We start from the raw sequence: 13,527 nt of genomic DNA, 5'->3' as shown, positions 1-13,527 counted from the left end.
TTTTATTAATTTAAAATATTATTAAACCTTGACAATAAAAACCGAATTTTTTATGGCTCTGCAAGCATAAAACAAGATAAATTTCAGTACTCATCCAAAAACAAATGTACTTTTGACTATTTATTCGAAAAATTAAAAGTGAATTCTATTTTAATTTTATTCAACCTAATTTTGAGTTAATTACGGCTCAAAAACCAATTTCTTATGAATATAAGCCCAAATGATGATGTCAAATGTTTAATGAATTTCAAAAGATTAAACACAAAAAATAAAAAATACGTACAGATCTTGACCTTATTTAATAAAATCTGTAATATTGAAAAAAAGTTACATTCCTCAACCCTACCAATCTAAGGAATTCAACTTCACACTATCATATCATGAAAAACGATAAAGATCCAGCTCATAATGATGCAAGCTTGTTAGCTAGGCTCCGAGAAGGCGATTTAGAGGCTTTCAATATTTTGTATGATAAATATTGGTCTTTACTTTTAGATGAATCTTACAAAAGACTCGAAGATTTAGCTTCCTGTGAAGAGATTGTTCAGGATGTATTTATTGAACTTTGGGAACACTGTCCCAGTAGAGAGATTCACAACCTGAAATCCTACCTCATTGCATGCATGAAATACAAAGTCTTTGAAACCTATAAGAAAAACAAACGCAGAAATATCCTTATCGAAGAAAATCATCACCTTTATCGAAGTTATGAAATTCTGGAAGGAGATCAGTATGCCGAAAAGGATTTAAAATCTTTAATTGAACAATGGGTAGCCCATCTCCCACAAAAAAGAAAAGAAATCTTTAAAATGAGATACTTAGATGGACTTACCACAAAAGAAATTAGTGATTTGACAGAAACTTCCCAAAATACAGTTCAAAATCACCTCGGAGTATCAATTCAAAAATTAAAAAAACTTGTTATCCAACATTTTTTGACGCTACTCATAATTTTATACAACTGTAAATAAGTAAATTACAAATAAACACCAATTTAGACTAGTACATTTTTTCTTTTTAGGGGCACTATTTAAGTGAACATTGTACTAATCATATGCAATATCCTAACCAAGAGCTCGAAAAGCTAATTGACAAATACTTAAAAGGCGAAGCCAATTCGGAAGAAATGGACGTCGTGGAACGTTTTTTCGATTCATTTTCATCCCGACCGAATTTAATCAAAACACTACCCGATCATGTACAGAAAGCACTCAAAGCACGCATTCATGGCAGAATTATAAAGAAACTGACTCGGAGGAATCAGAAAACATTCAATTTCCCTAGAATTGCAGCAGCTGCAGCTATCCTCTGTATCGCTTTTACAGCTCTTTATCTTTACAAAATTGCGCAACCAAACAATCGAGAAATTACGCTAACAAACGGACAACAGCAGCGAATTGTTCTAGAAGATGGTACAAAAGTTACACTTAATGCTTCGAGCAAAATAATCTATCCCGCCTCATTCAAAGATTCCAGCACACGTGAAGTTACTTTGATTGGGGAAGCATTTTTCGATGTCGCCAAAAATCCATCCAAGCCCTTCCTTATTCATACACCAAGAATGGAAATTAGCGTACTGGGAACCGCTTTCAATGTGCGCGATTATGCCGAAGAAAATAATGCCCAAACAGCTTTGGTACGTGGCAAAGTATCCATCTGGAAAAAAGGAACTGACAATCAGAAATTTATATTAAAGCCCAAAGAAAAGTTTGTGATCAGAAAGGTATATGGAGTTGAAAAGGAATTCCCATCTACAACTACTAAAACCGCATCGGCTCCTATGGCAATAGCTATTCAGCCATTTTCCATCTCTGAAAAAGACGGATCCGCTTTAGAAACCGAATGGTTATTAAATCGGATTACCATTCAAGATGATAGATTACTGGATATCGCCTTAAAACTAGAACGCATGTATGGCGTGGAAATTAAAATTACAAACAAAGCAGTTGCTAACCAACGCTATTCAGCAACATTCGAAAACGAACAACTAGAAAATATCCTAAAAGCATTACAAACTGTCAATTACTTTCAAATTAAAAAAACGGGGAAAAATCAAATACAACTACTCTAAAAACAATCAACCTATATAACTCACATGAACAAAACAAAACCCAAATTTAGAAAAGAGTCGAGATTGGCTTTACTGCTCATTTGTCTTAGCGCCATGCATATACAGAGCTTCGCCTATTCTCAAACTGAAAAAATTGATGTCTCCGTCCAGGGAGGAAAACTCGAAGATGTATTTCAAACAATCAATGACAAGAGCAAATACAAAATGTTCTTTAGCAAATCGACTCTCCCAAACTCGACAATCAATATTGTTGGAAAGAAAATCAGTGTAAAAGATCTTCTTTCCCAGTCTCTGGCCGGGAGCAACCTAACATGGGAAGTATTGGACAATGACATTATCGCTATAAAAGAAAAAAAAGAGAATCAGCAACACATTGCGGGCCAAGTAGTCAATGAAAATGGAACGCCTTTGGCAGGAGTATCTGTTATCATAAAGGACTGGCAAAAAGCAGAATACCGCAATATGCAAACGAGTACCGCAACGGATGTCAATGGACAATGGGGACTGCGTATTCCAAATGACGATGTCATTATTACTTTTTCTTTTATTGGTTATCAGAAGGTTGATATCACTGCAAAGCAGCTTATTGCCAATTCTACTCCTATTAAACTGAAACCGGAAGAAGGAAGCTTAGAAGAAGTGGTTGTTATTGGCTACGGTACGACAACACGTAGACTGAATACGGGATCAGTTGCTTCGATCACAGCGAAGGACATTACCTCTCAACCTGTAAGTAATCCCCTTGCCGCACTATCGGGAAGAATGTCCGGTGTATTGATCGCCCAAAACAATGGTGTGCCCGGAAGTGCTGTTCAGATTCAGATTAGGAATCAAGCGTCATTAAGTGGAACAACCTCTGGTTCAATACCGCTATACGTGGTTGATGGAGTTCCATTTACCAATTTTAACGGCGGACAACCTGCAACAGATAACCTCAATTCATTTGGTATCTCAGCTTCTTCAGGCGGCTTAAGTCCCTTCAGCATGATTAATCCAGCGGATATTGAACGTATCGATGTCTTGAAAGATGCCGACGCTACAGCGATCTATGGTAGCCGGGGCGCAAATGGTGTCGTATTGATCACCACAAAAAAAGGATCTGCAGGTCGTACTCGCATTGGTGTAAACTTTAACACCGGATTTACCGAGGTCAACCACTTTATCCCTATGTTGAATCTAGAACAATATCTCACGCTAAGAAAAGAGGCTTTTGCTAATGCTGGAGTTACACCTACAGCCGATAACGCTCCAGATCTTATGTTATGGGATCAGAACAAATCGACAGATTGGCAGAAAATGCTGATTGGAAACAAAGGACATATTACCGACGTTCAAGCGAATATGTCTGGTGGAAACGAATCTACCCGTTTTTTCTTTAATTCGGGATATAGACGCGAGAGTACTGTTTTTTATGGAGATAGCAAAAACAGTCGCTTTACCTCACGGTTAAACTTGGATCACACCTCCTCTGACAAAAAATTCAATGCCGCTTTATCAGTTAGCTATGCCAACGACAATTCCGATATGCCTTCCTCTGATGTCACATCTCTCTACAATTTGCCCCCCAATTATCCAATCTATGGTGACAATGGAAAATACTATTGGTTACCGTCATCAGCTTTTATTGACAACCCAATCGCCTTGCTCGAACGGAAATACTTTGGTAATACCAATAATCTGATCTCGAACGCCAATCTGAGTTACAAAATTCTACCTGGACTGACAGCAAAAGCAAATTTTGGCTATACCATCACACAGTTGAACCAAAATAATCAACGCCCAATTACTTCCTTAAATAACACCGTCTCCAACCCGCTTGGATCTTCCAGTTTCTCTAATACAAAGGCCGAAAATTGGATTATTGAACCGACATTGGATTATGTAAAAAGTATCGGCGAAGGTAAATTTACGGCATTAATTGGAACAAGTTTTCAGCAAAATTCATCCCGTTCACAGACAACCAATGGTTCTAATTATTCAAACGATGCACTTTTAGGTTCGCTCAGTGCCGCAGGATTATTCACTGCCAGCAATAACCTCGTATATTACAAATACAATGCACTATTCGGAAAAGTAAATTACGACTGGAAAGAGAAATATTTGTTTAATGGAACTTTTAGAAGAGATGGCTCATCTCGTTTTGGACCTAAAAACCGATTCGGAAATTTTGGAGCAATAGGGCTAGGATGGGTCTTTGGAAAAGAGGATTTTATACAAGATAATCTAACGTTTTTAAGTTTTGGTAAATTGAGAGCGAGCTATGGAACTACAGGTAATGATCAAATTTCAAATTACCTTTATCTTCCACTCTACTCTTCAACAACCGCATATCTGAATAATCCTTCCATGAATATTGGAACACTTCCAAATGAATATATCAAGTGGGAAACAACCAAAAAACTGGAGTTTGCTTTAGATCTAGGTTTCTTGAAAGATCGAATTTTGTTTACGGGAAACTTTTTCAGAAATCGTTCTTCTGACCAGATAACTGATTTAGTTTTAAGTACTCAAACGGGCTACAACAGTTACAAAGAAAACCTACCGGCATTGATCCAAAATACAGGCTTGGAATTGGAGTTGAACACCACCAATATTACAAATGAAAATTTTACATGGAAAACATCTGCTAATTTCACGTTTTATAAAAACAAACTTGTCGAATTTCCTGGAATTGAAAACACATTTTATTCAAGTAGCTTTCTAGTTGGTGAGCCGCTCAATATGGTCCGTTTGTATCACTATCAAGGTGTAGACCCCACAACAGGAAGAGCGTTATACGAAGACCGCAATGGCGATGGGGCTATAACGGGCGACGACCGATACGTTGCTAACTTAGGTACACCTTTCTATGGTGGATTTAACAATACTTTTTCCTACAAAGGCTTCGAGCTCGGCGTATTTTTTCAATTTAACCACCGCTTTGGAGTAACTAAAATCCTCAACACGAGACCGGGTGCTATGCTCAACCAAAATGATTACTGGTTGGACAGATGGACACCAAATAACAGCAATACCAATATCCCGGGAGCAATTATCCCGACAGTACCGGCATCTTCAGCTGATGGAGTTGCATTAAGCAACTCTTATAATCAATATACCAGCTCTGATGCTGTCTATGGGGATGCTTCCTATATTAAATTGAGGTCTGTCAATTTATCTTACAACCTGCCCAAAAGCTGGACTTCGAGATTAAAAATGTCTAATTGTAATGTATTTATGCAAGGGCAAAATCTCTTTACTTGGGCCAAGAACAAATATGTCCTGGATACCGAAACGACCGTGCAAGGCGGTCCATCTGGTTTAGGAACTGGAACGATTGCCCAGGTATTGCCTCCATTGCGGACGATTGTATTTGGATTTAACTGTCAATTTTAAAACTAGAGATCATGAAATTAAACATCAATAAAAATATACTATTATTAGCAATTACCAGTGGAACTCTTTTGACCAGCTCCTGCGAAAAATTTGTGGAATTGGGCGCTCCACCGACACAAGTTGTAGCTGGCGAAGCATTCTCCACAGATGCTTCTGCAAATAGTGTCATACGCGGATTGTATACCACAACATTAAGCATCAATCTTGCCGGGACTTCAACCTTTTATACGGGAATCGCTGCAGACGACCTTCAATACAATGCGGCTGATGCAAATACCTCGGAATTCGCCAGCAATAACCTGCTAAACACAAATGGGAATGTCGCTAATTTCTGGTCAAATTGCTACCAACTTATCAAGAATGCAAACAATGCTATATCAGGTCTCGACGCATCCACCAGCCTTACCCCAAGTGTAAAAGATCAGCTCCTGGGCGAAGCGAAATTTTTTAGGGCTTATACCTATTTCTATCTCGTCAACCTCTATGGTGATGTGCCATTGCAATTACGTGATGACCTCCACGCTTTTGAAGATGCAATTCTTCCGCGAACTTCTGCACAGCAAGTATATGATCAGATTATTGCTGATCTAAAAGATGCGGAAAGTAAGATGGCGACGGCCTATGATGCAACGGCAAGCCCGAGAGGAAGAGCTAACAAAACTGCTGCAAGCGCACTATTGGCAAGAGTTTATCTCTACCAAAAGGATTATCAAAATGCCGAATCTTATGCGACCAAAGTATTACAGTCATCTGATTATGGCATGCCGACACCAGATAAAAATTTTGTAAACTCAAGTAATGAGGTTATTCTTCAACTTGGCAATCAAACGGGAGTAACGACATTTGGCTCCAATTATATTACCGCGGCTACAGCTACACCCGGCTACACTCTACCGGACGCTGTGTATAATAGCTTTGAGACATCTCCGACGGTTGACTTAAGAAAAACAAATTGGACAAGTTCAAAAACGGTCTCCAACAAAATCTATTATGCCATAACCAAATATAAAATATCCTCGGGAACAGGTTCCGAATACCATATTATGCTTCGCTTAGCCGAGCAGTATCTTATTCGCGCGGAAGCGAGGGCTAAACTGGGAAAACTTGCCGAAGCCCGAACAGATGTGGATGCTGTCCGTTCTCGCGCTGGACTTGCAGGACTTAATTCAAGCTTAAACCAAACACAATTACTATCTGCAATAGAAATGGAACGCCTGCACGAATTTTTCGGTGAGTTCGGCCATCGTTGGCTCGACCTCAAGCGGACCGATCGTGCTACCGCTGTATTGTCTCCAATCAAATCAAACTGGCAGGCCACGGATGTCTTGTATCCTATTCCACAAGCCCAGATTTTGATCAACAATAAACTGACACAGAATCCAGGATACGAAGATTAATGAATTTAAAAAATCATACAGACAAAAAATGAAAACAAAAATCTTAACGGCTGCGTTGGTGTTTTCGCTAACAGCATCTTTTGCACAACAACCAGCAAAAAACAAATACCAACAGTATCTCCCCATTATAGAAAAAGGTACGTTGGTACAAAAGGATTCGCTTGCTAATGTATTAATGAGCGAATTAAAGACGTATAAATCGGAAGAAGACTACCGTACTACAATCAACATTTTGCGTTCTTTAGGGAAGGAAGATCTGCAGGCATCTGCAGAAGTACTGGCTAAGAAAAAATATCCAAAAGGATCACTAACCCGTGATGCCTTTATCACAGATATTTTTTACAATGCAAGTACGCCAGTACAAAAAGAAAAAGCGTATAACGACCTTATCAAAAAATGGCCAGTTAAAAACTTCAAGGAAGAACCACTGACTTATGATTATGTATTGGCTAATTTAGCACAAAGTTTTGCCAACGATGGAAATGCACAAAAAGCAATATATTATCTAGGAGAAATGAAAGAACGATTCTGGCGCGGAAATGGATATATCCCTGTTGGTCAAATCCTCCTGAGGACAGGTGATACGACTACTGCAGCACCACTCTTAAAAACTGCTATGGATGATAGTTATTACTATTTAACCCTTCCAGAGAATCAAAAAGACAATAAGGCTCGGTTTGCGGCCATGGGATATGCAAGCTCCATGTCAGCTTATGTCAATATACTTGTTTCACAGAAAAAATTTACAGAAGCACTAGGTTATATAGAAAATGCATTAAATGCAGCACCAGAGCAAGCGGATGGTCTAGCGATGGTATACTACAAATCTTTAATGGGCACAGGAAGAAAGCTTGAGGCATATAATATTCTCACCAAGTTATATGCTAAAGGACAATTTGCGGTCGAAAATGATCTTAAAAAATTATATACTGAATTGAATGGATCTGTTCAAGGTTACGAGAATTTTAATGCATCCTTAAAAATAGAGTTAACGCAAAACATTCGCAACCATATCAAAGAAATGGCAACTTTTAAACCTGCACCTAATTTTGAATTACTCAATCTTAAAGGCGAAAAAGTATCCCTAGCCAGTTTAAAGGGAAAAGTTGTGGTATTGGATTTTTGGGCAACTTGGTGTCAGCCATGTATCCGTTCATTCCCAGGAATGAAGGCAGCACAGGACTCTTATGCAGATGATAAGGATGTACAATTCTTATTCATGAATACCTGGGAGCGTGATAAGAACTATAAGGAAAATGTGATATCCTTTATCACCAAGAATAATTATCCTTTTGAAGTGCTCTATGACGATCAAAAAGATCCACAAACCGGAGAAGTTATGGCCGCGAAATTCGGAGTCAAAGGAATTCCAGCAAAATTTATTATTGATAAGGAAGGAAATATACGTTATTTTCTTACGGGATCTACCCCAAATGTAGATTACATTAAATTAGAAATGAAAGAGCTCATCGAAGCCGCTAAAAAACCTTACAAAGGGTAAAAAAAGGGGGCGTCCAAAAAGATCGGACAGCCCCCTTTTTTTTAATATCCAGCCAACTATAATCCAACCAACTCCCGAGCGTAAAAGAAGAATTTTTATGGGCTTTAAGACTTTCTTTATATTGTGGATCGGATGAATCCGCCGAAATGAGCCATACAGCACATAAATTTGAGCTATCAGCAAAAATAGATCTGTCTCAGCAGTCTTATCTTTGTTGCTATACAATATGCAGATGGCAACAAGAAACAACAGGAAGAAGTGGCTTCTATTTTTGAAAAGAACAATCTTAGGACTGGCAGTTCTCATCGCTCTTATCGGACTATATATGATGCATCCACAATTCGGCAAAAGACCCTCGGGTGAAAGACTTCAACGCATACAGCTATCGAAACAGTTTAAAGACGGAAAATTCCAGAATAGCAGCCCTACACCACAGCTCACGCAGCCCTGGACCGTAGCCCTATACGATTATTTTTTTAAGCGCTCGAACGAAACAAGTCCCAAATACACTATACCAACAGTGGATATCGACTGGGAAAAGTTGTTAAGTCAGCCTCATGGGCTTGTTTGGTTTGGTCACTCCTCTTATTTCCTTCGTCTCGATGGTAAGAACATACTCGTCGATCCTGTCCTTAGTGGCAGTGCTTCCCCTATTCCAGGAAGTGTAAAAGCGTTTAAAGGAGCCGATGTCTCTACCGTATCTGCTCTACCGCCGATTGACTATCTATTTATATCACATGACCATTATGATCACATGGATTATAAGACGTTAAAGGCACTACAACCCCGGGTTGGAAAAGTCATTGTTGGCCTTGGTGTTGGCTCCCATCTTGAATATTGGGGATATCGTCCTGAGCAGATCATCGAAAAAGATTGGTGGGACGAAATCAACTTGGATGATGGTTTCAGTGTAACAGTTGCGCCCGCCAGACATTTTTCAGGCCGCAGTATATTTACTGCCAACACATTATGGGCATCCTATGCGCTCCAGACACCTTCCATGCGGCTCTATTTAGGCGGGGACAGCGGCTACGATAACCACTTCAAAGAGATAGGTAATCAATTGGGCCCTTTTGACCTGGCTATATTGGAGAATGGCCAATACGACCTCAGTTGGAAACACATACACATGATGCCGGAGGAGGTTGTCCAAGCGGCACATGATCTCAAAGCTTCCTTACTGTTTCCGGTTCATTCGTCCAAGTTTGTATTGGCCAATCATGCCTGGAATGAACCTCTAGAACGTATTTCCAAGGAAGCAATACGACAACAACAGCCTATGCTTACCCCCATGATCGGCCAGGTCATCGACCTCGATCAGCCCCCTTTAACACCTAGCTACTGGTGGCGGAAATAATGTTAAGCAACGGAATTGATAGTCGCTGGTGTTATGCCAAACTTCTCCTTGAAAGAAGCATAAAAATGAGAAAGGTTTTCAAAACCCAGATCAAGATAAAAATCTGCAGGTTTTTGTCGCTTATTTTCAATTAGATAATAAGCCTCAGAAAGACGTCTTTCTTGCAGCCATTTTCGGGGAGAGGTCTGGAATATTTTCTCAAAATCACGTTTAAAGCTTGCTAAACTCCGCCCAGTTAGTTTGGCAAAGTTTTCTAAAGGCACATTGTACCGATAGTTTTTAACCATAAACTGCTCGAGATCAATCTTATGCGGCTCCGAAAAGTCAAAAAGAAGGTCTTTTAACTGTGGATAGCTTTCCAACAACAAGGTGATCAATTCATAGATCTTGATATTTTCCATCTGCGGGCTCACTCGGTCGATGGCTTCCGCATAGGGGGTCAATGACTCAAAATAACTTTTTATAAACAGGTTACTTTCCAGTACAACATTGGACTCACCCTGATACTTTTTGTCCGAACTGAGGTGATGGTCCATCGCGTATTGCTTCAGCCGATCAGCCCCCAGCAATACTGAAACAGATTTGTAAATATTATTTTTCGCGGGATATTTAAAAGCTTTGGCCAGTTGGTTTCTACGGGCAACCACAATCTGCCCTTCTGTCGCCACCAATTTTCCTTTCTGATGGTCCAGATGTGTTTCACCAGATAGCTGAAAAAAAACGACATGTTCGGGAATGAACTGTTCGTGCCCAAATGCTTTCTCGACATAACAGGAATACAAAAAGGCATTCCCAAAATCTTTCTCTTCCATGCTCAATACGATTTATTTTAAACGGCTCTGCGATTATGGGTACCGATAGCTAAAATCAGTCCCAGCCTAAAGGTAGCAAATATCTCATACCTTTTGCAAAGTCTAGTTGTCCGAAAGCTCAAAATATAGTTGGTACACAGCTCAAATCAAGCTACCGAAAAACTCAACGCATAAATACATTCACTTTTTGGAAAGCATCCTTCTTTTTTCTAAATCGAATGGCCCATGTCATCACCTACGTGTTTCAACATGGAGCCATTCGAACTGCTTGTTATTTCTTTGCAGCAAGCCGCTTACGTATAATACTGACAAATTCGGGTGAAACCCCCAAGTAGGATGCAATATAGTATTGCGGTACCCTTTGGGAAATAGTCGGGTATAGTTCAATAAATTCCAGATAGCGATCGGCGGCTGGTTTGGCCATTGTATGGATCAGCCTATTTTGCAGAACAGCGAGCCGACGTTGCACCAACATACGAAAAACCCGCTCAAATTTTGGAACAGTCTCTAATAATCTCTCTTTCGTTTCTGGTGTTAACATTAAAAACTCACTGTCTTCTAATGTTTCCATGTATAAACTAGATGGTGTATGATAATGAAATGAAGCAATATCACTAATCCACCAATCTTCGACAGCAAATGCCAGCGTTACTTCAAAACCATTTTCATCCAGATAATAAATCCGGACACACCCTTTTTGAAGATATCCTTCAAACTGACAAATTTCCCCTTCCTCCAATAGCATCGTTTTCTTGGGCACCTTCTTTGCTGTCAGTAAACCAGTGAACTGTTCGGTTTCTTCCGCTGTCAAAGCAATGCACTTGGACACATTTTTAAGAATATTTTCGTATAGCATAGTATTTCTTTAATTAGATCCGGTCGTTAAACACCTTCATTTTCGTGTAAAATATAACCCGCTCCATAGATACTTTCGATCTGAAGTTTGCGATCCATCTGCAGCAATTTACGAAGTCGGGAGATAAAAACCTCCAGGCTTTTACCGTTAAAAAAATCCGTATTACCCCAAAACTGCAGCAGGAGATCTTTTTTATTGACCAATAGATTTTTATGAAGGACCAGATGCCGCAGCAACTCAGCTTCACGGACTGTGAGCTTTTGTATGCTCCCCATTCCATCACGCAGACTATAGCGTTCCATGTTGAGCAACAGACAACCGATAGCAAGTTCGATTTCCGGATTCGTCTGCACTTCGGGTGCATTTGCCACGGTCAATAAATTGCGAATCTTGAGCAGTATTTCGTCCATGTCAAAAGGTTTCGCAATGTAATCAACAGCACCCAGACTAAGTCCTCTGAGTCGCGATGTGCGTTCATGAAGTGCTGTCAAAAAGAAAATAGGTTGCCCAGGATTCAATTGTATCATTTGTTGCGCCAGGTCAAAACCATTACCATCGGGCAACTGCACATCAATAATTAGTAATTTAACGGCACAGGACTGAAAAGCCGCCCAGCCATCTTGCGCCGTGCTTTCCCAGCGCACCGTAAAGCCTTTGTATCGCAAATAACGTGAAAAAACTTCGCCCAAATCAGGTTCGTCTTCAATCAAAAGGATGTCAATCTTATCTTTTGCCATTGAATGCCACATTACTCATGTAAATATAAAAAATTGTACCGGAACCAGACTTACCGCCTGCTACACGGATCGTCCAACCCAGCCTGTCCAAATAAGATTTGACATAGTAAAGCCCCAGTCCTAGTCCAGGTTTATTAGCGGATAGTTTCCCTCTATAAAATGCTGTAAATATCACTTCCTGATCTGCAACAGCGATCCCAACCCCATTATCCACTATTTTGAGGTTATAATGATGACCTTGCTGCTCCCAGCTAAACTGAATCGTCTTCTTACTATTATCGTTAAATTTTATCGCATTGGATACCAGGTTATCTAAGATTGAAAAATAATAATCTTCATCAAGACTCATCTCCACATCGGCAGCTAAAGGTTCATATTGAATTTCAATTTCACCTCGGTAGCGCAAATGAAGTTCTTTCAATATTTGCTGTGTCAGCCGATCAATAGAAACGGATACAATTTTAGCCTCTTGTTCCTGTAATGCCACAGATCCCATGACCTGTTCAAAATAAGCTTTAAGTCGTTTGGCTTGCCTTTCTACGATGCGCCCAAGTTGTGCCACCTCCTTATCGTCTTTTCCTGTTTCACGATCGATCAAACTATGTGCACTGATCAAAATTGTCGTCAGTGGCGTATTAAATTCATGGCGCATATGATTTAGAAAACTCGTTTTCAGGTCCGCCAATTTACGTTGATTGATCCAATTACGATAGGTTCGATAACTCAATAATACGATCACAACAATACAAGCTAAGGAGAGTAAAAACACGGGCACCATACGTTGGACAAGACGCCAGTCCCTATTTTCATAATCAACATACAGGCTATAGGTAAAACGATAAGGAATAGGATTCTTGTCACTAACAGACAGTTGGAATACCCTATTATTATTTGTTCCGCGCTTGAGTTTGCCACTAATTAGACCTGCATAATCATCGGCTGCTAACGCATAGAAAGTCGTCCAGGCACGGTCTCTTGCATTATATATTTCCAATTTATCAAAATGGAATAGGTAAACAAGTGTCGTATCGAGCCCTTGCTGATGTACGATCCGACGAAAAATACGGTCTAACGACTGTTGCCTCCGCATCTGATCGAGAAAGCCATTCATACAATGGTTACCGTACTGGTCTGCGTCTGCGGACTTATTTATTTTTTTTTCATACCATTTCGGCAAACAGGGTACCAATGTTGTCTGGAATATGGCATCTCCCCCCGGGAATATCTTATCATCCATAATAACAGCTCCATAAGCATTCTGGATCCGGTTGAGCTGTCCAATCTGATAATTCTTGTCTTCAAGCTTATACGTATTGAAGATCAGAAAACCGATCAACCCCGTCAAGATCAAGAAGCTTGTTCCAAATGCCCAAGGATATATATTTTTGCCGGTACTCTTCATGGTTTAAAAATAACATCAA

At 39.7% G+C, this 13,527-nt stretch carries 10 protein-coding genes; 6 read left to right on the top strand and 4 right to left on the bottom strand.

Features of this window, described 5'->3' with window-relative positions:
- Positions 1 to 380: 380 nt before the first annotated feature.
- From K2F45_RS07370 to K2F45_RS07345, 6 genes are all read left to right on the top strand, one after another.
- Positions 381 to 971: an RNA polymerase sigma factor gene (locus tag K2F45_RS07370; RefSeq protein WP_075991593.1), complete on the top strand. Its 591-nt coding sequence runs from the start codon at positions 381 to 383 to the stop codon at positions 969 to 971.
- An 83-nt stretch (positions 972 to 1,054) separates the two neighbouring features.
- On the top strand, positions 1,055 to 2,071 hold the full coding sequence (locus K2F45_RS07365; protein WP_075991592.1) for a FecR family protein: 1,017 nt from the start codon (positions 1,055 to 1,057) through the stop codon (positions 2,069 to 2,071).
- A 24-nt stretch (positions 2,072 to 2,095) separates the two neighbouring features.
- Positions 2,096 to 5,446 carry a SusC/RagA family TonB-linked outer membrane protein gene (locus tag K2F45_RS07360; protein WP_083663527.1) on the top strand — a complete coding sequence of 1,117 codons (3,351 nt, stop codon included), beginning with the start codon at positions 2,096 to 2,098 and terminating at the stop codon, positions 5,444 to 5,446.
- An 11-nt stretch (positions 5,447 to 5,457) separates the two neighbouring features.
- Positions 5,458 to 6,843 (top strand): RagB/SusD family nutrient uptake outer membrane protein, encoded by a 1,386-nt coding sequence (locus K2F45_RS07355; RefSeq protein ID WP_083663526.1) that lies wholly within the window; start codon positions 5,458 to 5,460, stop codon positions 6,841 to 6,843.
- Between the two features lie 28 nt (positions 6,844 to 6,871).
- The gene (locus K2F45_RS07350) at positions 6,872 to 8,344 is read left to right on the top strand and encodes a TlpA disulfide reductase family protein (RefSeq protein ID WP_075991590.1); all 1,473 of its coding nucleotides are present in this window, start codon (positions 6,872 to 6,874) and stop codon (positions 8,342 to 8,344) included.
- A gap of 232 nt (positions 8,345 to 8,576) precedes the next feature.
- A complete protein-coding gene (locus tag K2F45_RS07345) occupies positions 8,577 to 9,701 on the top strand; it encodes an MBL fold metallo-hydrolase (RefSeq protein WP_075994680.1) in 1,125 nt (374 codons plus the stop codon).
- Between the two features lie 2 nt (positions 9,702 to 9,703).
- Here K2F45_RS07345 and K2F45_RS07340 read toward each other — a convergent pair whose 3' ends face one another.
- The 4 genes from K2F45_RS07340 to K2F45_RS07325 form a co-directional block, all read right to left on the bottom strand.
- Positions 9,704 to 10,513: a helix-turn-helix domain-containing protein gene (locus tag K2F45_RS07340; protein WP_070567440.1), complete on the bottom strand. Its 810-nt coding sequence runs from the start codon at positions 10,511 to 10,513 to the stop codon at positions 9,704 to 9,706.
- A 271-nt stretch (positions 10,514 to 10,784) separates the two neighbouring features.
- Positions 10,785 to 11,369, bottom strand: a complete 585-nt coding sequence (locus K2F45_RS07335; RefSeq protein WP_075991589.1) for a Crp/Fnr family transcriptional regulator — start codon at positions 11,367 to 11,369, stop codon at positions 10,785 to 10,787.
- Between the two features lie 26 nt (positions 11,370 to 11,395).
- Positions 11,396 to 12,106: a response regulator transcription factor gene (locus K2F45_RS07330; protein ID WP_075991588.1), complete on the bottom strand. Its 711-nt coding sequence runs from the start codon at positions 12,104 to 12,106 to the stop codon at positions 11,396 to 11,398.
- Entirely contained in the window at positions 12,093 to 13,508 is a 1,416-nt protein-coding gene (locus K2F45_RS07325; RefSeq protein WP_248933263.1) for a sensor histidine kinase, read from the bottom strand. The genes K2F45_RS07330 and K2F45_RS07325 overlap by 14 nt, the downstream gene beginning before the upstream one ends.
- Positions 13,509 to 13,527 lie beyond the last annotated feature (19 nt).

This window comes from Sphingobacterium siyangense (assembly GCF_023277505.1).
Lineage (GTDB): Bacteria > Bacteroidota > Bacteroidia > Sphingobacteriales > Sphingobacteriaceae > Sphingobacterium > Sphingobacterium siyangense.
This window is presented reverse-complemented; position numbering and strand designations above follow the sequence as displayed.